Origin of the sequence: Sphingomonas sp. PL-96 (assembly GCF_020707215.1) — a bacterium.
GTDB lineage: Bacteria > Pseudomonadota > Alphaproteobacteria > Sphingomonadales > Sphingomonadaceae > Sphingomonas.
The window spans coordinates 196,357-221,352 of record NZ_JAJFET010000004.1; the positions used below are offsets into that span (position 1 = coordinate 196,357).

Consider the following 24,996-nt stretch of genomic DNA (forward strand, 5'->3'; position numbering starts at 1 on the left):
AGGAGAAGGGCGGTCGCCCACCAAGCCCCGAACAGGCTCACCGTTCCCGCAGCGCCTCGCGCCCGCGATTGAACGGCTTTGTGAGATACTGGAACACGGTCTTGCTGCCGGTGTGGATGTCGGCAGTCGCCACCATGCCGGGCACGATCGGGAAGCGGCGCCCGGCCTTGTTCACCAGCGCGTCACGATCGGTCCGGATCAGCACGCGATAATATTCGACGTCGGGCTTCACCTCGTCCTTGATCGTGTCGGGAGAGATGGTGGTGACCTTCCCCTTCAGCCCGCCGTAGATCGCGAAATCATAGGCGGTGATCTTGACGCTGGCCGACTGGTTGGGGTGGATGAAGGCGATGTCGCGCGGCGAAATGCGCGCCTCCACCAGCAGTCGGTCGTCCAGCGGTACGATATCCATCAGCTTGCCGTTGGGCGGGATGACGCCGCCGATCGTCGACACTTCGATGTTCTTGACGATGCCGCGCACCGGCGAGCGCAACGTCAGCCGGGCAAGCGTGTCGGCGCGGCCCTTCACCACCGGCGAGAGGGTCGCGACCTCGGCATTGGCCTTGGCCAGTTCCTCTCGCGCCTGGACGATGTATTCCGAGGTGAGGTCGGCCTGTTTCAGCTCCAGCTCCGCAAGCTGGCGCTGCAAGCGCAGTACCTCGACGTTGCTCGACGCGCCGACCGCGATCAGCCGCTGGCCGATCTGCACCTCATTGGTGAGCAGCGCGATCGATCGGCGGATCCAGGCCAGCGACTTGTCGAGGCTGCTGCGCCGCGCCTGGTAGAGGCGCAGTTCCTTGGCCTTGAGCTCAGGAAAGGCGTTGAGTTCGGCAGGAAAGACGGGCGAGGTCTGTCCCACCTCCGCCTCCAGCCGCGCGACGCTGGCGAGCGCGGCGCGATACTTGGCCGCGCTTTCCTCGAACGTGGACTCGCTCTGGGTGGGGTCGAGCTGCGCCAGCATCTGGCCTGGCTGGACAATGTCGTCCTGCTTGACCGCCAGCTTGGCGAGGATGCCGCCCTCCAGCGACTGGATCACCTGTTCGCGGGTGGAGGGCACCACCCGGCCGGCGCCCGTCGCCACCTCGTCGAGCCGCGCGAAATAGGCCCAGATGCAGAGCGCGGCGAGGCAGGCGAAGATCACCCAGATCAGCCGCATCGCGCGGCCCAGCCGGATGCCGTCGGCGTCGCCGAACACCCAGCTTCCGTTCAGCGCATCGGCGTTGCTGGCCATCAGGCGCGATCCTTCCGTACCGGCACCACCTTGGCCGCGGGGCGCGGTGCCCGCAGCCGTTCCAGCATCTCGTCGCGCGGGCCGTCTGCGACGATGCGTCCGCCCTCCACCACGATCAGCCGGTCGACCAGCTCGAGCGCGCGGGTGCGGTGGGTGGCGATCACCACCGTGCGCTCGGCGCTCCATTCGCGGAAGCGTGCGATGAAGTGGCGTTCCGTCGTTTCGTCCATCGACGCGGTGGGCTCGTCCAGCAGGATCACCGAGGGATCACGGATCAGCAGCCGGGCGAGCAGCAGCGCCTGCACCTGGCCGCCGGAAAGGCCCGCTCCCCCTTCGAAGATGACGTGCTCCAACCCGCGCGGCAGCCGCCGCACGAACTCGTCCGCGCCGACCGTCGAGAGCACCGCGCGGATCTCCTCGTCGCCGGCATGCGGCGCCCCCATCAGCAGATTGTCGCGGATCGTCCCGTGGAACAGCCGCGCGCGCTGGGACAACAGGCTGATGTCGCGGCGCACATCGGCGGGGTCGACCTGTGCCAGCGCGACGTCATCGACCAGCACCTCGCCCTGGATCGGCTCCAGCATGCCGCCCAGCGCCTGCAACAGCGTGGACTTGCCAGCACCATTGCGGCCGAGGATTGCGACCTTTTCGCCGGCCTTGATCTGCAGCTTGCTGACCGTCAGCGCCGCCGGCGACTGCGGATCGCCATAACGGAACACGGCGTCGCGCACCGTCAGGTCGCCGGAGATCCGCGGCAGATGCACGCGCGATTCGCGGTCCGGATGATCGACCGGCAGCGCCATCACCTTGTCGAGGCCGGCGATGCTGGTGCGCGCCTGTTGCAGTCGGCTGAGCACCTGAGTCACCTGCGCCAACGGAGTCATCATGCGCGAGCCGAGCATGGAGGCACCGACCAGCGCGCCCGTCGTCATGTCGCCCGCCATCACCAGCGGCGCGCCAAAGAAGATGACCGCGGCGTAAACGCCCATCTGCACCGTCTGCGTCCAGGACACGAGCCGCGCCGTCAGCGCGCGCAGCCGCAGTTGCGCCTCGCCCGTCACCGCGTTCAGGTGGTTCCACTGCTGCTGGAAACGGTCCTCCGCCTGCAGCGTCTTCATGTCCTCGATGCCCTGGACGACCTCGATCAGAATGCCGCTGCGCAGCGATGCTTCCCGCGCGGCTTCCACCGCATAGGCGCGCAGCTTGGGCTGGGCGAGGACGGCGGGCACCACCAGCAGCACCAGCGCCACGAGCGGCACCAGCACCAGCGTGCCGCCGATGAACCAGAAGATGCCCAGGAACAGGAAGAAGAAGGGCAGGTCCGCGATCGCCGCCACGGTGGTGGAGGTCATCAGCTCGCGCACCTGGTCCATGTCGCGCAGCTGGGCGGTGAAGCTGCCGGTCGACACCGGCCGCGCCCGGTTGCGGACCCGCAGCGCATGGCCGAACACGCGGTCGGAGATGCGCAGGTCCGCGCGCTTGCCGAGCAGATCGATCACCCCGGTGCGCAGCTGCCGCAGCACGAAGTCGAAACCGATCGCCAGCAGCACGCCGATGAACAGGACGTAGAGGGTAGGAAAGGACTCGGCCGGGACCACCCGGTCATAGACCTGCATCGAGAAGATGATGCCGGTCAGCCCCAGCAGATGCACCAGCAGCGAGGCGACGAGCACCGGCGCGTAGCCGCTGCGCTCCTGGAAGGCGAGCTTCCACAGCCACTTGGGCTCGAACGGCTCGACATAGGCGTCGACGCGCGCATCGGGGATGCCGCGCGCGGGCCGGGCGAGCACCACCAGCTCGGCCTGTGCACGGAGATCGGCGATGCGCACCGTGACCGGCAGCTCGCCCGGACCCGCGGTCTGGAAACTGCCCTCGCCATCGGCACTGGCGCCGGCCAGCACGCCCACCTGCCCGTTGCGCAGCTTGACGATCAGCGGCAGCCGCCAGGGCGACAGCTCGCCGTCGAGCAGCGCGGGGCCTTCGAACTTTACCCGCAGCCCCATGCGGGAGGCGAGGTTGGTCACGCGGTCGCGCTCGTCGGTCGCCGCATCCCAGGCCGCGGACAGGCGGGCGGCCTGCATCGACTGGGGCAGCCGGAACTGGGTGGCGACCTGCCGCAATGCTGCGATCCAGCGCTCGATCACCTCCTGCGCGGCAGCGGCGTCGCCGGGATCGTCCGCGAGCGGCGTGCCCACGATCGGCTTGTGCATCATCATAAGGTCACCCCGCGCACCCGCATCCCGCTCAAGGCAAAGCGGTCCCGCGACTGGCCCTTGTTGAACATGCAATCGAGTTCCAGGCGGCGCAGGTCGTGCGCGGCGTTGACTCGATCGAACAGCACCTGGTGCAGCTCCTGCTCGGCGTTGAGCAGGTCGATCAGCGTGCGCGTGCCCATCTCCAGATATTGCAGGCGATAGAGCTTGCCGGTCTCGCGCATCATCGCCTCGCGCGAGCCGAGCGACTCGCTGCGCTGGCGCAGACTCGGGATCTGCTGGCGGGCCTCGGCCAGCGCGCGCGCGACCTCCAGGTTGCTTGCCTCCACCGCTGCATCGGCGGCACGCAAGGACTGTTCGGCGCCCGCCCGCCGCGCCCGCGACGCGCCGCCCTGGAACAGGGTGCTGGAGACCGACAGGCCGAAGTTGTAATAGCTGCGGCTCGAGATCGGATCGCGCACGTCGGGGGACGCCCCGGCATCGAGCGAGAGCGTCGGCAAGGCGTCGGCGCGGCTGCGTTGCAACTCGGCCGTTGCCTGCTCGCGCCGCGCGTTCGCCTCCTGAACCGATGGCACCTGCGCCAGATCGGGCGCCGGCCCCTCGCACATCTGGTCCAGCCAGACGGGCGTTTCGCTGCGTACCGTCGCCACCGGCCCCTTGCTGCCGATCAGATAGCCAAGCACCCCGCGCCAGCGTTCCAGCTGCGCGCGGATCTCGAGCACCGCGACACGGGCTGCCTCCACGCGGGCCTCCGCCTGCACCGCGTCCGAACGGGTGCTGGCGCCGGCGCTGGTGCGCTGCTGCACCAGCGTGTTGATCGCCTGCACGCTTTCGAGCTGGGCATCGGCGACCTCGATCAGCGCCTCATGTCGCTGGATCTCGACCACGGTCTGGGCCGTATCGCGCACCAGATTGTCCACCGCGAGCAGCAGCTGGGCGCGACTGATCTCCACGCCCGCCCGCGCGGCAGCCACGTCGCTGGAGACTTTGCCGAAGTCGAGCAGCATCTGCGATGCCGACACCTGCGGACGCGGCAGCCACGCCGATCCCCGCAGCCGGTTGTCGTATTCGGTGCCGATGCCGCCCCGGATCGTCGGGTAATAACCAGCGCGGGCGACACGGATTTCCGCCTCTTCCGCGCCGATCCGCGCGACCGCCTCCTCGATCGAGGGGTTCCACTCGACCGCGCGGCGTACCGCCACCTCCAGCGAAAGCGCGCCCAGGGGTTCGAGCCCCGGAGGCGCCGGGGGACCGATCGGATCGGCAGCAGGGCCCGGCCCGGGTTCGGCCACAACCGTCCCGCCCTGCTGCGCTTGGGCGATCGGCAGCAGCCCGCCGGCGATCAGCGCGACGGCGGAAATCCGGGCGAGCCATCGCCGGCAGCGCGAACGCTGCCGGCGAGGTGCCATGCTGACCGGCACCGGTCCTTTGTCAGACGTGGATCGCGGCATTCGCCCATGGGTCGTGCAAGGGATTGTCGATCAGGACGACTGGCTCGGTCTCGACCGTCACTGCCGCGTCGGCATGGACGATCGGGGTCTCCTCCGTTGTGGTTGCCGGAGGATCATCGTGCACCGCATCCTGCGGCTCGATCTCCAGCACGTCCTCGAACGCCGGCAGAGTGACCACGTCCGTGTCCGACCCGATCGTGGTCGCGTCGCCATGCTCGCTGCCGCCGCTTGCCGGCAGGTCGTCGAGGCCGACCAGCACCACCGTGTCGCCATGGAGCTCCAGTTGAGTCGGATCCCCCATGTCAGGCTCGGCCGCAGGCAGGTTCGTGCCTGCGTCGTCCGACGGCAGCCGGAGTTGATGGCCATCGTCCACCGACAGCGACAGCGCGCTCAGCCCATCCAGCAGTGTGACGTCGGCATGCAGGTCCAGCAGTGGCGCATCCGCCGCCGACGTGTCGGCCAGCATCACCGGCACGCCGGCTTCGGCCTCCCCGATCGTGATGGACAGCTCCGCGGTGGAGGTCTGACCATTGGGATGCACGAGCTGGTAGGTGAAGCGGTCGACCTGGCCGATCCCCGCTTCATCCTCGAACGGCGTGTAGGTGAAGTCGCCGTTCGCCTGGATCAGGAGCGTGCCATGCTCGCCCGCGATGCGCTCGCCGCCATAGCCTGGCGCCACGAACACGCCGTCACCCTCCTCAACCCGCAGCACCGTGTACTCCGAGCCCAGCACATCGCCGCCCGAGCCGCCTGCTCCGGTGAGCACATTGCCGCTGGTGCCGACGACGTCCTGCGCCTCTACCTCGTTCAGATAGGTAGTCTGGTAGGTGGCCGTGCCCGTGACGGTGGTGCCCAGGCTGATGCCGGAGCTTGTCACCGTCACCCGATAAGTCCCCGCCGCAAGGTCATCGATCTCGGCCCGCACGCCGCCGCCGGCAAGGCCCACCAGATCGACCAGCGAGCCGCCGCTTCCATTGCTGACCGCCGTCCAGCGTCCTGCGCCGGCGGACCGTTCCAGCGTGAAGCTCGTACCGCCCAGCAGGTTGAGTACCGAGCTGGACCGTAGGTCAAGCGTCACATCGGTGGTGGTGTTCGCTCCGACATTGAAGGTGAAGCTGCCTTGGTTCGCCTGGAACAGGCCGGTGTTATAGCTGACCGCGTTCGGGACGATCACAGGATCGCCGACCCGCGTTCCCAACACGATGCCCGCCTCCGCGGTATCGCCGAACGTGACCACCGTGGTCCCGGGCGCCCCGAAGTTGGTGTCGTCCCAGATGATGTCAGCATCCGGGCTGTCCAGGCGCACGTTCATGGTCGCCTGCGACGTCCCGTTGGGGCCGACCAGCTGATAGGCGAAGCTATCCACCTGACCGATGTCGGTCGCCTCCACGTCCGGCGTGTAGGTGAAGCTGCCATCCGGGTTGATCACCAGCGTTCCGAACTGGCCATCGACCTCGGTCGGCGCCGTCACCGTGACATAGGTGCCATCCTCGCCCAGCACCTGCAGCACGGCGGAGCCGCCGCGTACGTCGGCCGGCCCGGCTTCGGACGCGGCAAACACGTTGCCGATCACCGGCGGTGCGTCGACCACATCGAACTGGGTGAGGCTGGTATCGGTCAGCTGAGCCGCAAGGTTGATCTGCGTGCCCAAGCCAAGCGTGCCACCGCCGCCATAGGTCAGGCGATAGGTCCCGGCCGCAAGATCGTCCGCCGTGGCGATGAAGCCGGTTCCCGCAAGGTTGATCAGATCGATCACCCCGCCCTGCGTGGCGTCTCCCAGCCGCACCCAGCCGGTGTCGGTTTCCACCTCCAGTACGGCCGCCGCATTGGGCAGCACGCCGACCAGACTGCCGACCGTGATCGTGAACCGGGCGTCGGTCACCGTCTCTGCCGGCACCTCGAAGACAAAGCTGTCCGAGAAGGTGCCGAGGTTGAGGAGCACGGTCGTGGCATCGGCCCCGGCCCGAGTGGACACGACCGGCGCGATGTCGATCTGAGCGGTCACCAGATCGTCAAAGGCACGCACGTCGGCGTCTGCATCGGCGTCAGCATCAGCGTCGGCATCCGCGTCAGCGTCGGCGTCGGCATCCGCATCCGCATCAGCGTCAGCGTCAGCGTCGGCGTCAGCGTCAGCGTCAGCGTCGGCGTCGGCGTCAGCGTCAGCATCCGCGTCGGCATCGGCATCAGCATCCGCATCAGCGTCAGCATCCGCATCAGCGTCGGCATCGGCATCCGCATCAGCGTCGGCATCCGCATCAGCGTCGGCGTCTGCATCAGCGTCAGCATCAGCATCAGCGTCGGCATCCGCATCAGCGTCAGCGTCTGCGTCTGCGTCTGCGTCTGCGTCTGCATCGGCATCGGCATCAGCGTCCGCATCCGCATCGGCGTCCGCATCCGCATCCGCATCCGCATCGGCGTCAGCGTCTGCATCCGAGTCCGCATCCGCGTCGGAATCGTCGATCGTGACCGCCAGTTCGGCGATGGACGTCTGGCCGTTTGGATGCACGAGCTGGTAGGTGAAGCGATCGACTTCACCGACTCCGCCTGCATTCTCGAACGGTGTGTAGGTGAAGTCGCCGTTCGCCTGGATGACCAGCGTGCCATGCTCGCCGACTACCCGCTGGCCACCGAAGCCCGGCGCCACGAACGTGCCGTCGGCCAGACGGATGCGCAGCACCGTCAGGTCCGAACCCAGGATATCCTGGTCCGCGCCTGCCAGCACATTGCCGGTCGCAGCGACCACGCCGCGGGCTTCCACTTCGTTGAAATAGGTGGTGTCGAACTGGGCCGCGCCAGTGACGGCGACGGTTCCCAGGTTGATACCCGTCGGCGTCACCGTCACGCGGTAGCTGCCTGCCGGAAGATCCTCGACCCGGGCCTCGAATGCACCGGGAGCAGTCCCGACCACGTCGATCAGCGTCGCGCCGGTACCGCTGGTGACGGGAACCCACCGCCCGCCGACGAACTGCTGCAGGCTGAAGCTCGCGCCCGGCAGCACGCCCAGGGCCGACTGCGTGACGATGTTGAGCGTCAGGTCCGTGCTGGAGTCGGGGCTGACCGTGAAGTCAAAGCTGCCCTGCTGCTGCGGCGTCTGGAAGCGGATGGCGTCCGGCTCCGTCGTCGTCCTGGTGACACCCTGGCCCAGGACAACGCTCGCCTCCGCAGTGTCGCCGATCGCGACCACCGTGGTCCCGGGGGACCCCGGGGCGGTATTGTCCCAGAGGACCGGCGCATCCGGACTGTCGAGACGCATGTTGAGCGTGGCCTGCGACGTCCCCTCCGGCCCGACCAGCTGGTAGGTAAAGCGGTCCACCCCGCCGATGTCGGAGGCGTCGACATCGGGCGTGTAGGTGAAGCTGCCGTCCGGGTTGATCACCAGCGTTCCGAACTGGCCCTCGACCGCGGTCGGGGCGTTCACGGTGACAAAGCTGCCGTCTTCGCCCAGCACCTGCAGTACGGCACCAGGGCCGCGGACGTCGGCAGGACCCGCTTCGGACGCGGCGAACACGTTGCCGATCACGGGCGGTGCGCTGGCCACCTCGAAGTTGGTGAGGCTGGTGTCGGTGAGCTGGGCGGCGAGGTTCACCTCGGTACCCACGCCAAGCGTGCCGCCGCCGCCATAGGTGAGGCGATAGTTGCCCGCCGGCAGATCGTCCGCGGTTACCCGGAAGCCAGTCCCGGCAAGGCTAAGCAGATCCAGCACGCCGCCCTGTGAGGCGTCGCCGAGCTGCACCCAGCCGGCGTCGGTCTCGACCTCGAGCACGGCCGTCGCATCGGGCAGCACGCCAACCAGGCTGTCCACGGTGATCGTGAAGGCCGCGTCGGTCACCGTTTCGGCCGGCACCTCGAAGGTAAAGCTGTCCGAGAAGCCGCCGAGGTTGAGGAGCACGGAGGTGCCATCGGTCGCCGCGCGGGTGGAAACCACGGGCGCAATGTCGATCTGGGCGGAAATGACGTCGTCATAGGCGACGACCTCCAGGTCGGCGTCAGCGTCGGCATCCGCATCAGCGTCTGCGTCAGCGTCAGCGTCAGCGTCAGCATCCGCGTCGGCGTCGGCGTCTGCGTCAGCATCTGCGTCGGCATCCGCGTCAGCGTCGGCGTCTGCGTCGGCGTCGGCGTCGGCATCCGCGTCTGCGTCGGCATCCGCGTCAGCGTCTGCGTCGGCATCCGCGTCAGCGTCTGCGTCAGCGTCGGCATCAGCGTCAGCGTCTGCGTCAGCGTCAGCGTCTGCATCCGCGTCGGCGTCGGCGTCGGCGTCTGCGTCTGCGTCAGCATCTGCGTCAGCGTCGGCATCCGCGTCTGCGTCAGCGTCTGCATCCGCGTCGGCATCCGCGTCAGCGTCAGCATCCGCGTCAGCGTCCGCATCGGCATCAGCGTCGGCGTCAGCATCCGCGTCAGCGTCAGCGTCAGCATCCGCGTCAGCATCCGCGTCGGCATCAGCGTCAGCGTCAGCGTCGGCATCTGCGTCTGCGTCTGCGTCAGCATCCGCGTCTGCGTCTGCGTCGGCATCCGCGTCAGCGTCCGCATCCGCATCAGCGTCGGCATCCGCATCAGCGTCTGCATCAGCGTCGGCGTCGGCATCAGCGTCAGCGTCAGCGTCCGCATCAGCATCAGCGTCAGCGTCCGCATCAGCATCGGCGTCGGCGTCAGCGTCTGCATCAGCGTCGGCGTCAGCGTCCGCATCCGCATCCGCATCCGCATCAGCGTCAGCGTCTGCATCAGCGTCGGCGTCAGCGTCCGCATCCGCATCTGCATCGGCATCCGCGTCTGCGTCAGCATCCGCATCTGCATCGGCATCCGCGTCTGCGTCAGCATCCGCGTCAGCGTCTGCGTCAGCATCCGCGTCTGTGTCGGCATCCGCGTCGGCATCCGCATCGGCGTCTGCGTCTGCGTCAGCATCCGCGTCAGCGTCCGCATCGGCGTCGGCGTCAGCGTCAGCGTCCGCATCGGCATCCGCGTCAGCGTCCGCATCGGCATCCGCGTCAGCGTCCGCATCGGCGTCGGCGTCCGCATCAGCGTCAGCATCGGCATCGGCATCGGCATCGGCATCGGCATCCGCGTCAGCGTCAGCGTCTGCGTCGGCGTCGGCGTCGGCGTCAGCATCAGCATCAGCATCAGCATCAGCGTCAGCATCAGCATCAGCATCAGCGTCGGCATCCGCGTCAGCATCTGCGTCGGCATCCGCGTCAGCGTCAGCGTCCGCGTCCGCGTCAGCGTCCGCGTCCGCGTCAGCGTCCGCGTCAGCGTCCGCGTCCGCGTCCGCGTCAGCGTCCGCGTCCGCGTCAGCGTCCGCGTCCGCGTCGGTGTCGTCTATCGGCGCGACGACGGATGCGGACTGCGATGCGTTTCCGGCATCATCGATGAGGACGACACCCAATGTCTCTCCATCGTTCTGCAGATCCGTCAGCGCGATCGTGAAGCGGCCGTCCGAGCCGACCGTGCCCGAGCCGATGACAGCGCCTGAAGGATCCTTGATTTCGACCCGGGCATTCGGCTCACCGACACCGGTCACCACCGCCCCATCGTCGCTCACATCGAGTTCAGTCGGCGCACCAGGAGCGGTGATGTCGGGCGCATCGATGGTGGTCGGGCCAGAGACATTGCCGGCCGCATCGGCCTGGGTGACCGTGAGTGCCTCGCCATTCGCCTGCGCTGGTGACAGCTCCACCGTGTAGCGGCCGTCGGTGCCTACCAGGCCGGTGCCCAGAACTGCGCCTTCGGCAGTGTTGACGGTGACCGTCGCGCCGGGCTCGCCGGTTCCCGTAACCGCCGTCCCCGTGTCGTTGACGTCGGCATCCGTCGGCGCACCAGGAGCGGTGATGTCGGGCGCATCGATGGTGGTCGGGTCAGAGACATTGCCAGCCGCATCGGCCTGGCTGACCGTGAGCGCCTCGCCATTCGCCTGCGCTGGCGACAGCTCCACCGTGTAGCGGCCGTCCGTGCCAACCAGACCGGTGCCCAGAACTGCGCCATCGGCACTGGTGACGGTGACCGTCGCACCAGGCTCGCCGGTTCCCGTGACCGCCGTCCCGTTCTCATTGGCCTGACCGGTAGGTGCCTCAGGCGCCTCCGTATCGGCGTCTGCGTCCGCGTCAGCGTCGGCATCGGCATCCGCGTCAGCGTCTGCGTCGGCGTCAGCATCGGCATCCGCGTCAGCGTCAGCGTCTGCGTCTGCGTCTGCGTCTGCGTCTGCGTCTGCGTCTGCGTCTGCATCTGCATCTGCATCTGCGTCCGCATCAGCGTCAGCATCTGCGTCAGCATCTGCGTCAGCATCTGCGTCAGCGTCAGCATCCGCGTCAGCATCCGCGTCAGCGTCAGCATCCGCGTCAGCGTCAGCGTCAGCGTCAGCATCGGCATCCGCGTCAGCATCGGCATCCGCGTCAGCATCAGCGTCCGCATCGGCGTCAGCGTCAGCATCCGAGTCCGCATCCGCATCTGCGTCGGCATCCGCGTCAGCGTCAGCGTCAGCGTCAGCGTCAGCATCCGCATCCGCGTCAGCATCTGCATCCGAATCGTCGGAGTCGCCGCCGGTGATGGCGCCGCCAACCAGGCCGCCTGCCAGGCCCGCAGCGACGCCGGCCAAGGGACCCGCAAGACCGCCAAGGCCGCTGGCGGCGCCCGCGCCGATGGCGCCGCCTACCAGCTGGTCGCCCGCGGCGATCTCGATAAAGCTGAAGTCCGTGCTGCCAAGCGGCGCCCGGGCCAGCCAGACATGCCCGTCCGCACCCTGCAGCAACAGGTCGCGGGGAGCGCCGTCCGTAACTTCGGTGTAGAAATTCTCGACCCGCGTGGTGCCGCCGTCCTGAAGGCGGACGACCAGCGAATCTCCCTCGCGCGCAAAGCCTGCAACTTCGGAGGGCGCATAGGGGAGTTTGACGACACCGCTCGATCCCGGAGTGATGGTGGTCGTGCCAGCAGGGCTGGCAGGGGCGACATTGTCACTCGTCTGTGCAGTCACGGCTCGTCATCTCCCTCATGGCTCCAGTGAAGCGCCGATCGACACCTCCGGAAGCTCAGTCTTCGGCGGCTCACGCCCACCTGCGAAAGGCAACAGCTCACCCACCCCAGGTCCTCAGGGACCTGGGGCAGTCTCTTACCTAGCAACTTATGTATTTGTACGGAGGGGGAGTGCCTATTCGCCCAAACCCATAGGGGACTACGTAGGGGGAACCGGCAATGTTTACTTTGCGCTAACCATCGTCAACTTGTGGTAGCGTTAACTAGTCAGCCCTGCCGAAGCAGCCAGTGCCAGCGCCTCCGACAAGGTTCCGACCTGCAGCCGTTCCTTGATCTTCGCACGGTGAACCTCGACAGTGCGCGGGCTGAGCCCCAGTTCCTTGGCGATCAGCTTGCTGCTGAGCCCCGCCATCAGGCGGGTCAGCACTTCGCGTTCGCGGGCCGAAAGCGCGAGCAGGCGCTGGCGGGCAGACTGGGCGGCGGGCACCGCATCATTGGGCGCGGCGGACAGCGACAAAAGCGCCTCGCGCACGATGCGCAGGAGACGCTCCTCGCTTCCGCCGGAGTCCGGCAGCACGTCAAAAGCACCCATCTTCATCAGCGAGCGGACTTCCCCGGCATCGTCATGGTGGGGGGTCAAGGCGATGGTCCGGAACGCCGTACGCCTGCTGCCCAATGCCCCCAGGATCCGTCCAAGGCTGGTGGGCACGCCTGCCTCGAACAGGATGCAACCCGGCTGAAGCGCAGGCGCGATCTTCACGAACTGGTCGATGGCTTCGAACGTCTGCGACTTGAAGCCCTTGCGCCAGAAACAGCCCGCCAGCCGGGCTTCGTGGACCGGTTCGAGCCCGACCAGATACACCTGATGCACCTCGTCCGCATCAATCCGCTCGGCAATGCCTCCGACGGAGTGGATGTGCCCCTCCTTGTCGGGTATCGGAAACAACGTCTCGCGAACGCGCCGGACCAGGCCGTGATCGCCGATCACGCGATATTCCTCCGAGATCAGCTCGCCATCGAGCAGCCGAGGAAGGAAGTCGGTTTGACGATCGCGATCTTCGGGATGGACGGTTCGCACCCAATCGTCCCACGACGTAATCTGGGAAGCGGTCTGCTCACCCCAGATATGGGCGGTATCTCCGCTCATATATTCGATTCGCTGGGTGGCGGCATCGATCATCCACAGCACCTTGCGCGACGAGCGGGCAAAGGTTTCGAACAGCTCCTCCTTGGATCGCATCGCTTCGGCAGCGAGGTGCCAGTCGTGCATGTCGGTCGCGGCGCCGTACCAGCCTTCGACTTCGCCGTCGGGGCCGAACACCGGCTCCGACCGCGCGAGCACCCAGCGATATTCACCATCGGCGCGTCGCAACCGGTGCCGGCTTTCGAACGTCACGCGCTGGCGCTGCGCCTTTTCGAAGCGCAACGCGACCGCCTGAACGTCGTCCGGATGCACGACCGATGGCCAATCCGCTCCCCTGGTGGCTGGGTCCAATCCCAGGAAGTCGATCATCCGCTGGTTCGCCCAGTCGGTGTAGCCGGGCCCGCGGGTCACCCACAGCAGTTCCGGCACCAGCGCACTGAAGCGGGTCAGCTCGGCCGCCTGACGTGCCGCCTCGCGTTCGGCAAGCACCAGCTTGGTGGTTTCCCAGGTGGTGCACAGGATCCCGGCGACACGATCGCCGGCGTCGCGCACGGGCGAGAAGGAAAAGGTCCACCACGTCTCCTCAAGGCCGTGGCCGCGTTCCAGGAGCAACCGCTTGTTCTCGTGCCAGGTCGCCTTGCCCGACCGTGCGGTGGCGAAGATGGGGGTAAATTCATCCCAGATTTCCGGCCACACGTCCCGGAAGGACCGGCCCAGCGCATCGGGCTTCTTGCCCAGAACCTTTGCATAGGAATCGTTGAAAAAGCTGACGAGATCGTCTCCCCACAGCAAGTACAGGGGAAACGCGGAATCGAGTATGAGGCCCAGCGTTGTGGTGAGCTCAAGCGGCCAGGTATCGCGCGCGCCTAATGGCGTCGACGACCAATTCTTTTCCCGGATTCGGGTGGCCATCAGACTTGCGCCCAGCTGCACCATCTTCTCTCCCTGATCACTGCGCCTGGCCTATTGTTAGGTCTCGACACACCGACTGTCCTTAACCTGCCTGAGAACAGCCTGGCTTCCCACCGCAATAATCGTCCGTCGTAGCCAACGTGTTTTCCTGTCCGCCCGAATGGCTTGCGGAGGCGGCCGGCTTGGGTCGCAGCGGACCCGGCCGGCGGCGCAGTGGCCAAGCGCGGCGCGAGCGGCTACCCCGCTCGCGTGCTTCTTGCTTCAGACCAGGCGGTCCGCCGTCCCGACCGCATCCATGCCCCCGAAGGGCTGCCCTATTTCACCCGCGGCGACGGAGCGGCGTGGACGCCGATCGGGCACAACGATGCCATCACCTGGCCCGAGCTGAGCCCGTTGTTCCGCAGGCGCGATCCGGCGGCTGTGGAACGCCATCTGCTCTGGCTGCGCGACCATGGCGTCACCTGCATCCGGCTGATGCTGGAATATTGCCACGGCGAGCACCGCTATTTCGAGCGGCCGGTCGGACGCTTCGTGCCCAACATGGTGCGGCTGTGGGACGACCTGTTCGAGCTGCTCGAGAAAACCGGGCTGCGCGTGCTGCTGACCCCGTACGACACCTTCTTCATGTGGATCCGGTGGCGGCACCACCCGTACAACCGCGCCAATGGCGGCGTGTGCGCCAGCCGGGGGAGCTGGCTGACCTGCCCGGACACGCGCGCAGCGATCAAGGACCGGCTGGGCTTTGCCAGCGACCGCTGGGGCGGCAGCCCGGCGCTGTTCGCATGGGACCTGTGGAACGAGATCCATCCCGCGCATGGCGGCAACGATCCCGCAGCCGCCGCTCCGTTCATCGACGATGTCGGCAGCTGGCTGCGCACGCGCGAGATCGAACGGCGCGGCTATGCCAATCTGCAGACCGTATCCGTCTTCGGTCCGGAGCTGATCAACCATCCGGCGCTAGTGGAGCCGATCTTCCGGCACCCCGGCCTCGATTTCGCGAACACGCACCTCTACGAAAAGGGGACCATCGACGCGCCACGCGACACCGTGGCGCCGGCACTTGCCGTCGCCCGGCTGATGCAGAAGGCGGTGCAGGACGCTGGGACCGGGCGCGCGGTCTTCGATTCCGAGCACGGCCCGATCCACAGCTTCAAGGACAAGAAGCGGACGCTGCCCGAGGCGTTCGACGACGAATATTTCCGCCACATCCAATGGGCCCACCTGGCGAGCGGCGGCGCAGGCGGGGGCATGCGCTGGCCCAACCGCCACCCGCATGTGCTCACCGCCGGCATGCGCCAGGCGCAGCAGGTGCTGGCGCAGTTCCTGCCGCGGATCGACTGGACGAGCTTTCGGCGCCGCAACCTGACCGACGAGCTCCACTGCGACGATGCCGGGCTGGCGCTGGTCGGCTGTGGCGACGAGGCGCAGGCGATCGTCTGGGCGGTCCGCACCGACAGCCTGTCGCCGGAGGGCACGGTGCGATCCAAGGAACTGGCACCGCCTGCGACCCTCCGCATCCCCGGCCTGGCAAACGGCGCGTATCGCGTGACGGCCTATGACACGCGGCACGGGAACGCGGCCGGATCCTACGAGGCGGAGAGCCGCGACGGCATGCTGTGCGTGACGACCGCGCCGATCGAGCGCGACCTGGTCTTCGCGATCCGCACCACCGCGCCGGGCGAGGCTCAGGCGTAGAGCGCCAGCGCCTCGGGAGCCTTGATCGCGGAACCGCCCTTGGCGATTGCATGGGCAGCCAGCACCGACGCGTGCAGGCTTGCCGTGCGGAAAGGCTTGCTGATGCAGCCCACCACCAGCGGCGCGGCCGCATCAGTGGGGCAGTTGCCGCTCAGATACACGACCGGGATGCCGCGGTCGGCCAGCCGGGCGGCTGCATCCACACCGCTGTCGCCATGCGCCAGCCGCACGTCGCACAGTGCCAGATCGACCGGGTGCGCCCGCGCGAGGCTGAGCGCGGAGGCCACGTCCTCGGCGATGCCGACCACGCGGTGACCATAAGAGGTGAGCGCATCCTCGATCGTCATCGCGATCAGCGCCTCGTCCTCGACGATCAGCAGGTTGAGCGTGGTTGTGCGCTCAGTCATGCGAGGCTGCCGGAAGCTGGAAGGTGATCATGCCGGGCGCCTCGGCCACGCCTGCCCCGAGCTGCCGCAAAAGCGCCTGGGGGAGACGCCCGCCAAGCAGCTGAACCGTTGAATCCACACCCGTCACTCGAACTTCCGTCGCTGTTGCATCTGCCCCCTCAACGATCGCGATCGCAACCGGTTCGCCCGCACGCGAACCGTCGGCCACAATGGTGTGGACCAGCAGCGCGAGCGCGACGCCGTGTTCGATCGGCAAGCGCGTTTCGGGCGCGCCGCTTAGCGCGATGCGGTCGATCGTCAAACCGGCACTTGCGGCCTGCAACAGATCGGACAGGCCCACCACGCGAAGATCGTTGGCGGCATAGATCGGGCGGTGGGCAGAGGCGATGACCTCCACCCGGTCGGCGACCTTCGCCAGCGCCTCCACGGCGTGCGGGTCCGTGGCCGAGCTGGCTTCCAGGCGGACGACGCTCACCGCAAGCTGCAGGGCGTTGCGGACGCGATGGTTGAGTTCACCGAGCAAGCGGTCCCGCTGCTCCAGCCCGGCGCGCAGGTCCCGCTCCACCGCCAGCCGGTATTTGGCGAGCGCGACATAATGGCACAGCGTGTGCAGGAAGCTGAGCTCGTCGTCGGTGAACCGGTCCGCCCAGCGCCGGCCGAACCCCAGCGTCCCCATCAGCGTGTCGCCATGCAGGAGCGGCGTGCAGGCATAGGCATCCAGGCCGATGCCGCGGACGAACGCCACGATCGGATCCTCGGACGCCTGCACCCCCGTCACATGGAATCGCTGGCGGTCGCGGGCGGCGCAGCCGCATACCGCCTGGCCCAGCTGCAGTTCGGCCCCGGCGCGGGCCTGCGCCTCGCTCAGGCCGCCATGCGCCTCGAGCACCAGGCGGTCGTTTTCCAGGCGATAGTTGAAGAAGACGTCCAGCCGCAGCTCCGCCTGGATCAGCACGAACAGCTCGTCGACCATGCGCGCCGGATCGTCCGCCGCCAACAGGCGCTCCGCCGCTTCTGCCACAAGGGCAAGCCGGCGACGGGGAAGATCGGCGTCGACAAGCGGACCATCGATCGGGATTTCTACATGCTGTTGCACCGCCATCGCGCGGTTCTGGCCCAGCGAAGCGCGATCAGCAATGCGGGAGATCATCGCCGCTTGGCGGTGTCCATCGATGCGCCCGACTCGCGTTAACACGCGTTCGTTGATCGCGAGGTGTCCAGATCCTTGCGGGAGGTCCGCATGCCGTTCGTCGCCGCTGCCGAATCGTTGCGCCTCTTCCTGGGCAAGCTCGCGGCCCACACCGACCTTACGGCGGAGCAGGAACGGGCCGTGCTGGCGCTGCCCGCTGCTCCCAAGAGGATCGCCGCCAATCGCGAGATCATCCGGCTTGGCGAACGGGTGGACTATGCGTGTCTGGTCGCCGAAGGCGTCGTCTCGCGCTTTGCGCAACTGGAGGATGGCAGGCGCCAGCTCATCACGTTCCACATCGCCGGCGACATGGCGAACCTCTTTTCGCTGGCGCTTCCCGCCGCGCCCGGAGCCCTGCTGGCAGCTTCGGCGACCACGATCTTCCAGATTCCGCACGGCGCACTGCGCGACCTGACGGCCGATTACCCGATCCTGGCCGCCGCGCTGTGGCGGGACTGCATCATCGACGGGAACATCGTCGCGCAAAGGCTGGTCAACATCGGCCGCCGCACCGCCCGGGGGCGGGTGGCGCATCTGTTGTGCGAGCTGGCGCTACGCTATCGGGCCATTGGTGAGGTTCGGGATGGACGCTTTCCGCTGGCGATCACCCAAGAGCTCATGGCGGACGCGCTTGGCCTCACCGCGGTGCACGTCAACCGCTCGCTGAAGGTCCTGCGCGACGAGGGCCTGGCTCAGATCTCGCGCAGCGAGGTGCAGATTCACGATTGGGACGGACTGGTGGAGGCAGCCGAGTTCGACCCGGACTATCTGTGCCTGCCCCGGCCGGACGGCGACGCGCGCGCCAGCCGCGGCCTAGCCTGAACGAAGCAGGCGAGCGGCAGCTACTTGTACCCGGGCGGCCTCCACCGGCTTCTCCAGGCGTTCGACCGTGGCGAAGGCATCGGGGATGACTTCGCGGTCATAGCCGGTCACGAAGGCGAATGGGATGGCCCGTTCGGCAAGCGTGTCGGGGAAACAAAAGGAAATCCCCGCCCCCAGGTTCACGTCCAGAAAGGCACAATCCGGGCGCCCCGCGTCGAGTGCGTGCCGGGCATCCGCTTCTGCGGCAAACGGTCCCAGCACGGTGGCACCAGCACGTTCCAGCGCATTCTGCAGGTCGCAGGCGAGGTAATAGTCATCCTCCAGAACGAGGATGCGGGCGCCGCGGAGGTCTGCGCCCTCGGTCACCGCGGATCCCCGCCCGACTGAAGGATGCTCTCGCCCGGAACGAGCGGAAATTCGATTCTGCTCGCAAACCCGCCCGGCCGGATTTCGAAACTGCCGTACCCGCGCAGTTCATAGGGAATGCGCCTGGAGATGAGTTCCGACCCGAAGCCGAGGCGACGGGGCGTCGCCTCCACGATCGGCACCCCGGTTTCGGTCCAGTCGAGCAGCAGCCAGTCCTGTCCCTCGCGGAGTTCTACCCGCCAGCGGAGGTCCAGATGCGCGCCGGTGCGCGAAAAGGCGCCATATTTGATCGCGTTCGTGGCGAGTTCGTGCACCGCCAGCGTCAGCACCTCCGCCGCCTTCGGCGACAGCAAAATGTCGGGCCCCTCCAGCGTAAACTGCGCGTCCGCGGCCGCCTGGGCGAGCAATTCGTCGCGGATCATGTTCTCCAGGTCCACGCCCGCACCGGCCGTGCGGGTCAGCAGGACCTGCGTGCGCGCAAGCGCGGAGATGCGGCCCTGGAGGTGCTGGACATATTCCTCCGTGCTCCGCTCCCCGTCATGCGACCGGCTGATGATGGAGCGAGTCACGGCCAGGATGTTGCGAACCCGGTGCTGCAGTTCCGCCAGCAGGATCTTCTGCCGCTCTGTGCTGGCGCGCAGCGCTTCCTCCGCCTCGCGCCGCGCGCTCAGGTCCGCCGTGGCGACCAGGAGGCTGTGCGGCTTTCCTTCGGGGTCGCGGAGCAGCGACACGGTGCTGCTGGCCCAGACCTCCGTACCGTCGGGCCGGCAATAGCGCTTGTCCACCATACCGGCGCCCCCGGTGGCGATCGCGGATTGAACGCTTGCCAGGCTTTTCGCGAGGTCGTCCGGATGCGTCACGTCCAGGATCGTCAGGGCGAGCAGGTCGTCGCGTTCCCTGCCCAGCAGCCGGCACAGCTCGCCGTTCACCCGCAGGAAGCGCCCCTCCAGGCTGATCTCCGACAAACCGACCGGGGCATCCGCAAAGATCGCGGCGAGCCTGCCTTCGCTTGCACTGAGTTTCGATTCGGCCACCTCCTCGCGCAGCCGCAGCACCTGGGCCTGCGCGGCCTTCCAGACGCTGATCTCCTTGGTGGTGGTCGCGACCCCGTCGTTGAGCTTCACCACGCTTTGGTAGAACCAGCCGTCGAACTGCTCGTGCTGGTAGCGACGCTCGGCCTGTTCCGGGATGCCGGTTTCGGTCACTCGCCGAAAGGCGTCGAAGATCCCCTCCTCCACCACGCCCGGATTGCGCTCAAGCAGGCTTTCCCCGCGTATTTCGCCGTAGAGGCTTTCGGAGGTGTGATTGTTCAGCACCCAGCGGAAGTCGACCACTTGGCCGTTTTCGTCACGGATCGCCTCGAACACCTGGATCATGTCGGTGGAGCTGTCCATCGTGGCCTGCAACAGATCGCGGCTTGTCCGGAGCTCGGCGGTGCGCTCCCGGACCTGCCGCTCCAGATCCAGCCACTGTTCCTCACGCGACATCGGTTGCTCCCTCCCTTCGACCGAGCGGCTCAGCGCGGAGCGGGTGTCGGAGCGGCACCGCAGCGGCTGTAATCGCCCGCCTGGCACGCCGCGACATCCGCCTGCCAGCGCTTGCGCGCCGCTTCGGCGGCCGCCACCTGGGCCGCATAGGCAGTCAGCGCTTCGTCGTGCGCGCGCTGTTGTTCGCGATACTGGGCCATCTGCGCCTCGCGCTCGGCGGCGATCCGGCCAGTCTCCGACGCAAGCGTGGCGCGTTCGCGCGCATTCGCTTCCCGGACCAGCGCCGCTTCCGCTTCGGCCGCTTCCCGAGCCTCTTCCGCGGCACGGGCGGCTTCGACCCGCGGGCCGGAAGGGGCGCCGCCCGGCCGCGCGGCATCGGCCTGCTGCGCTTCCTCATAGGACGGAAGCGCCAGCGTCAGCCCGGGAGCGTCCTGTTGCGGCAGCGCCTCCTGCGCCACCTGCGCGTCGGCGCCAGCATGGGCCGGCAGGCCCAGGCTCAGACATAGAGCTGCGAGCATAACAGCGGCTCTGCGGTTCGGGGCCATCTTCCCTCCTGATCGAACAAGTCTTGCGTTAAAGCGCCGCAGTGCCGCCCTGTCCATGACGGAAGCAGCCGGGCTCGAAACCTGCGGGATCGGTGCCTGCCACTCGCCGTTCGCCGGATCGAATCCGCAGGCGATCGGATTTCTGTGCACACGGTGCTTGGAACCGCCGGCGCCTTTGCTAGAACGGGACGGCACCGGGAAGTCGCGACCCGAACCAGAGAGTGCAAAGCTCCGACCGCGGCCCCCTTTCCATGCACCGTCGTCGCCGGGTCCCCGGCAGCCACTGGCTCGCGAGCGGGAGTCCCGCGCACGAGCGTTTTCGACCGGCAGCCGTCGGCAAGCAAAAGGATAGCCATGGCCGCTCCGACGATCCTGATCGTGGAAGACGACGCCCAGTTGCGAACCCTGATCGCGCGCGCGCTTCAGGGGAACGGCTTTGTCGTCCGCACAGCCTCCGGCGCAGCCGAGATGTGGGCATTCCTGGACGCAAGCGTCATCGACCTCATCGTCCTCGACATCATGCTGCCCGGACCGAACGGGATCGACCTGTGCCGCGAGATCCGGCGCAAGGGCAACACGCCGATCATCTTCGCGAGCGCCAAGGGCAGCGAAACAGACCGGGTGGTGGGGCTGGAACTGGGCGCGGACGATTATCTGCCCAAGCCCTTCAGCACCGAGGAACTGGTGGCACGCGTCCGCGCCGTCCTGCGGCGTGCGGCTCCCACACAACAGGATGGGGGCCGCAGCGGCGACAACCTGCGCTTCGACGGCTGGACCGTGAACCTCCCGCGACGCGAACTGCGATCCGCCAGCAACGCGATCGTGGAGCTGACCGCGGCCGAATTCGACCTGCTGGTAACGCTGCTGGAGCATGCGCAGCGGACGGTCGCGCGCGAGCGGCTGCTGGAGCTGACGCGGACGCGCAACGAGGATTCCTCGGACCGGAGCGTCGACGTGCTGGTGAGCCGGATCCGGCGCAAGCTGAGCGTCGGCGACAAGCCGGCCCCGATCCTCACGATTCGCGGGGTCGGCTACATGCTGAACGTGCCCGTCGAGCGCGGATAGTTTTTCCGGCGCCGAGCCGTGCTCTCTCCACGGCGCGGCACGCCCAGCAACACTTCCCTACATTTGCGCCGCACTGCAGCAAAAACCATCCTGTACCAGACGCCTGCATCCTTCCCGGTGCAGGAGATGGCACGATGGAATTCGACTTCGCCTTGAACTGGCTCGAACTGAAGGGCGCGCTGCTCACCCTGGGCGCGCTGATCGTCTTTGCGGCGGCGGAAGGCTGGCGCTCCCGCTAGGCCCCGCCGGCCTCGCCCGCCACGTTCCCGTCCGCAGGACGCGCAGGCAGCCCGCGCGCGGCGGTCGCTGATGGCCAACAGCCGGGCGTCGAGTGCCCCGCGCTTGGGATGACGCTCAGATATCTGCGCTCCGCCTGCTCGAAATAGTTGAAAAAAGGGGCTGCGGATCAAGCGCCGCCAAGCGGACCTCGGGTGATTGTCACGTGAGCGCATCGATACGCGACGTCGACAGTGGAATAGTTTGTTTTCTTTGCTAGCCCTACGACACTTCTCGAGCAGTCCTGTGATCCCTTGGCGCGGTTCACATCGACGGAGGGAGCTGAGATATGGGCCATCAGCAATTAAGGAGGATTTGCAGACTTTCGCTTCCTCTCCTGCTGCTCAGCACCTCCCATTCCGCTCAAGCCCAAGCCGTAGCGCCGCAGATGCCAGTAACGCCGGCAGCATCGGGCGAGGAAGACATCGTCGTCAGGGGCATGAACAGAAAGGAGCGAGATAAGGCGATTGCCGGATATGTGGACGCGCTGACCGAGATGAATCCCGCTGATCCTATCGCGCTGTACGAACCCGGCATCTACTGTCCGGCTGCCTTCGGTCTCAGCGACACTCGCAATGAGGAGGTCGTCGCCCGCATGTGGCGAGCAGCCGAAATCGCGGGTGTAAGGCCGGCAGCACGACCGTGCATTGCGAGCGCGTTTGTTTTCTTCGTGGATGACATTGCCGCATTCCTGGACCTCCTCAAGGCGCAGCAGCCTATTTTCTTCGGCGATCTTCTCGACAAGGAGCCTCGCGCTGATGGCGGTCCCGTTTTGGCTTGGCAGTTGAAGCGCGATTTCGATCCGCAGCACATGCCGCTTGCCGCGAGGCGGTTTGGCCCCCGCGTCGTGGCTAGCCCCGTCGGTGGGTCACGGATTCTGTCCATGATCACGCGCGCTGTCGCTGCGTCGGTCGTGATTATCGAGCGCAAGGCATTGCTCAGGCAGTCCGCTACGCAGATTGCAGATTACGCGATGATGCGCACGGTCGTAGATGGCGATTTACGAACGACAGTGGCTAACTCGCAGAGCATTCTCAGGGTGCTGGACGCACCAGCGAGTAGCCGCCCTCCTACCTCGCTAACGCGTTGGGACCTGGCATACCTCAAGGGCCGTTACAAAGGTGATCTGCGAGTTTATGGGCTGAGGCGGGCGGCCGCCATCCGGAGTGCGTTGAAGCGCGAACTCGACCAATCGGAACCCGCAGATCAAAGCGCCCCATGATGGTGCCGTCGCGAACAGTGCAAGTGGTGACCAGCCATCGGACCTAAGCCGTTTGTAGGCTGGATCCAACGACTAGCTACGTTCACAGCGACTACTTCGACGACCGTTCCCGAAGGCCATCCTTTCCTACGGCCGTTCATGCGATCCCGGCACAAGGAAGCGAGCTGCTGCACCACCGGTGTGTGGATGTGGAACAGGTTGTCGCGGACCTCCTCCGTCTGGACCGCCGACTGCCCCCGTCCGATGCCAGCGTTCGTGCGGGACCGCCCGTCAGCGTTTCGTGCCGCTTCTGCAGGAACGCCTCGTCGGTGGGCGGCCGCATCTCGGAGGCGTCGGCTTGCGCTTGCGGACCAATTGTCGCGAAAGTTACATCTTGGTCTCTTAGGCGCGGCTGACCCTCATCGAGCCGAGCCTTGCCGTGACCGCGCCCAATGTCCGCCCGATAGATCGCTGGTTCGTCGACGAGGTGCTGCCGCACGAGCGCGCCTACATCGATTATGCGCGGCGAACGATGCGCCATGAGGACGAGGCGGGCGACGTCGTGCAGGAAGCCTATGCCAAGCTGTTCACGCTGGACGGCTGGGCCGCGATCGCCAACCCGCCGGGCTATGTCATGCGCATGATCCGCAACATTGCGATCGACCGCATCCGGCAGGCGCGCGTGGTGGCCATGCAGCCGCTCCCCTCCCCCGCCATGCTGGACCTGGCGGATGAGACGCCCGACAGCTTCCGGGTCGTGGCCGCCCAGACCCAGATGACCCAGGTGCAGCACGCCATTTCCGCGCTGCCGGAGCGGTGCAGGGTCGCCCTGGTCCGGCGCCGCTTTGCCGAGGAGACCCCGCGGGAGATCGCGCAGGATCTTGGCATCAGCGTCTCCACCTTCGAAAAGCGGCTCGCCCGCGCGGTCGAACTGCTCACCCATGCGTTGACCCCGCAGGATCGGTGGCAGGAGGCACAGCGGTCGGAGGAGGGCGCGCGCAAGGCGCTTCTCTGATCCGATGCCGCTTGATAAGCATCGGCCCGCCGCCGGTCGTTCATCCGATCGGATCAGGATGCGGATTCGCTGACCCATGCACCACTCGAAAGATCCTCTGGGTCAGGATGCCCTTGTCGCGGAAGCCGCGCGCTGGTTCGCCTCCCTAGATGCGGGAACCGCGCGCCAGGAGGAGTTCGAGGCGTGGCGGAACCGCGATCCCGCGCATGCGGTCGCCTATGCCCGCGTGGTCAACAATTGGGAAAGCCTGACGGTCAGCGGCGCCGCCGAGCCCAATGCGGTTGCGCGGGCGAGCCGGCGCAGCTGGTTGCGGGCAGCCGCGGTGGGGCTTCCCCTGGCGATGGTCGGCTCGACGCTGCTCACCCGCCGCGCCTATGCCTGGCAGCATGCGACCACCGGGGTCGGGGAAACCCGGCGGCTGGTCCTGCCGGACGGCAGCGTCGCCTATCTCAACACCGACAGCGCCTTGGCGTGGCGGTTTGCAGGCGCGGAGCATGCCGTGAGGCTGGATCGCGGCGAAGTGGCGTTGGACATACGGCAGGCCGGCACCACGGCGCTGCGCATGAACGACCGGTCCTTCCCGCTGGCGGCAGGACTGGTGGATGCCCGCACGACGTCCGGCAGGACGGAGCTGACCCTGGTCGACGGCACGACCATGCCGGTGCCGGGCGCCGAGGCCGGCATGTCGTTGCAACCGCACGACACGCTGGTGATCGGCCGGGACGGCAGGCAGCGCGTCCACCGCGGCAGTGCGGAACGCGTGGCATCGCTCATCGCGTGGCGCGCCGGCGAGATCGTCTTCCTGGACGTCTCGCTGGCCGAGGCGGCGGCCGACTTCAACCGCCATCTCACCGCCAAGATCCGGGTCGCGGACGCAGCACTCGCGCGCGAAAAGATCGGCGGGCGCTTTGATCTTCACCAGCCCGACCAATTCCTGCGGGCGGTATCGCTGACGCTGGGCGCACGGGTTCTGCGCACCGAGGCAGGGTATACGCTGACCCGCTGATTTTTTTTCGCGCG

At 67.4% G+C, this 24,996-nt stretch carries 17 protein-coding genes and 1 pseudogene; 6 read left to right on the forward strand and 12 right to left on the reverse strand.

From position 1 onward, the window contains the following. Positions 1-37 precede the first annotated feature (37 nt). The 7 genes and pseudogenes from LK533_RS10125 to LK533_RS10155 form a co-directional block, all read right to left on the reverse strand. Positions 38-1,231 (reverse strand): HlyD family type I secretion periplasmic adaptor subunit, encoded by a 1,194-nt coding sequence (locus LK533_RS10125; protein WP_229362687.1) that lies wholly within the window; start codon positions 1,229-1,231, stop codon positions 38-40. After that, entirely contained in the window at positions 1,231-3,444 is a 2,214-nt protein-coding gene (locus LK533_RS10130; protein WP_229362688.1) for a type I secretion system permease/ATPase, read from the reverse strand. The genes LK533_RS10125 and LK533_RS10130 overlap by 1 nt, the downstream gene beginning before the upstream one ends. After that, positions 3,444-4,853 (reverse strand): TolC family protein, encoded by a 1,410-nt coding sequence (locus LK533_RS10135; RefSeq protein WP_229362690.1) that lies wholly within the window; start codon positions 4,851-4,853, stop codon positions 3,444-3,446. Before LK533_RS10135 ends, LK533_RS10130 begins: the two co-directional genes overlap by 1 nt. Positions 4,854-4,875: 22 nt before the next feature. Then, a complete protein-coding gene (locus LK533_RS10140) occupies positions 4,876-8,820 on the reverse strand; it encodes a BapA/Bap/LapF family large adhesin (RefSeq protein WP_229362692.1) in 3,945 nt (1,314 codons plus the stop codon). Next, on the reverse strand, positions 8,721-10,064 hold the full coding sequence (locus tag LK533_RS10145) for a hypothetical protein (RefSeq protein ID WP_229362694.1): 1,344 nt from the start codon (positions 10,062-10,064) through the stop codon (positions 8,721-8,723). Before LK533_RS10145 ends, LK533_RS10140 begins: the two co-directional genes overlap by 100 nt. 157 nt (positions 10,065-10,221) lie before the next feature. Continuing rightward, a pseudogene (locus LK533_RS18045) lies at positions 10,222-11,853 on the reverse strand (Ig-like domain-containing protein); the annotation flags it as partial. 258 nt (positions 11,854-12,111) lie between these two features. Next, on the reverse strand, positions 12,112-13,908 hold the full coding sequence (locus tag LK533_RS10155; protein WP_229362697.1) for a PAS domain-containing protein: 1,797 nt from the start codon (positions 13,906-13,908) through the stop codon (positions 12,112-12,114). Between the two features lie 249 nt (positions 13,909-14,157). Here LK533_RS10155 and LK533_RS10160 point away from each other — a divergent pair, with 249 nt between their 5' ends. Next, positions 14,158-15,603: a hypothetical protein gene (locus LK533_RS10160; protein WP_229362698.1), complete on the forward strand. Its 1,446-nt coding sequence runs from the start codon at positions 14,158-14,160 to the stop codon at positions 15,601-15,603. Here LK533_RS10160 and LK533_RS10165 read toward each other — a convergent pair. Beyond that, positions 15,594-16,010 (reverse strand): response regulator, encoded by a 417-nt coding sequence (locus LK533_RS10165; RefSeq protein ID WP_229362699.1) that lies wholly within the window; start codon positions 16,008-16,010, stop codon positions 15,594-15,596. The genes LK533_RS10160 and LK533_RS10165 overlap by 10 nt on opposite strands. Then, on the reverse strand, positions 16,003-17,160 hold the full coding sequence (locus tag LK533_RS10170; RefSeq protein WP_229362701.1) for a histidine kinase dimerization/phosphoacceptor domain -containing protein: 1,158 nt from the start codon (positions 17,158-17,160) through the stop codon (positions 16,003-16,005). The genes LK533_RS10165 and LK533_RS10170 overlap by 8 nt, the downstream gene beginning before the upstream one ends. A gap of 90 nt (positions 17,161-17,250) precedes the next feature. Here LK533_RS10170 and LK533_RS10175 point away from each other — a divergent pair, with 90 nt between their 5' ends. Beyond that, positions 17,251-18,021, forward strand: coding sequence for a Crp/Fnr family transcriptional regulator (locus LK533_RS10175; RefSeq protein ID WP_229362703.1), 771 nt, complete (start codon positions 17,251-17,253; stop codon positions 18,019-18,021). Here LK533_RS10175 and LK533_RS10180 read toward each other — a convergent pair. Genes LK533_RS10180 through LK533_RS10190 form a run of 3 tightly spaced genes read right to left on the reverse strand, consistent with a single transcriptional unit; the run spans position 18,013 to position 20,392 of the window. After that, entirely contained in the window at positions 18,013-18,387 is a 375-nt protein-coding gene (locus tag LK533_RS10180) for a hypothetical protein (protein WP_229362705.1), read from the reverse strand. The genes LK533_RS10175 and LK533_RS10180 overlap by 9 nt on opposite strands. Next, positions 18,384-19,874 carry a sensor histidine kinase gene (locus LK533_RS10185; RefSeq protein WP_229362711.1) on the reverse strand — a complete coding sequence of 497 codons (1,491 nt, stop codon included), beginning with the start codon at positions 19,872-19,874 and terminating at the stop codon, positions 18,384-18,386. Before LK533_RS10185 ends, LK533_RS10180 begins: the two co-directional genes overlap by 4 nt. Before the next feature lie 29 nt (positions 19,875-19,903). Beyond that, positions 19,904-20,392 (reverse strand): hypothetical protein, encoded by a 489-nt coding sequence (locus LK533_RS10190; protein WP_229362713.1) that lies wholly within the window; start codon positions 20,390-20,392, stop codon positions 19,904-19,906. A 381-nt stretch (positions 20,393-20,773) separates the two neighbouring features. Between LK533_RS10190 and LK533_RS10195 the strand changes: the two genes are divergently transcribed. From LK533_RS10195 to LK533_RS10210, 4 genes are all read left to right on the forward strand, one after another. Beyond that, complete coding sequence (locus LK533_RS10195; protein ID WP_229362714.1) at positions 20,774-21,484, forward strand: response regulator; 711 nt, start codon at positions 20,774-20,776, stop codon at positions 21,482-21,484. 565 nt (positions 21,485-22,049) lie between these two features. Continuing rightward, the gene (locus LK533_RS10200) at positions 22,050-22,982 is read left to right on the forward strand and encodes a hypothetical protein (RefSeq protein WP_229362715.1); all 933 of its coding nucleotides are present in this window, start codon (positions 22,050-22,052) and stop codon (positions 22,980-22,982) included. Positions 22,983-23,400: 418 nt separating this feature from the next. Then, positions 23,401-23,976 carry an RNA polymerase sigma factor gene (locus LK533_RS10205; RefSeq protein ID WP_229362716.1) on the forward strand — a complete coding sequence of 192 codons (576 nt, stop codon included), beginning with the start codon at positions 23,401-23,403 and terminating at the stop codon, positions 23,974-23,976. Positions 23,977-24,052: 76 nt separating this feature from the next. Next, entirely contained in the window at positions 24,053-24,982 is a 930-nt protein-coding gene (locus LK533_RS10210) for a FecR family protein (RefSeq protein WP_229362717.1), read from the forward strand. Positions 24,983-24,996 lie beyond the last annotated feature (14 nt).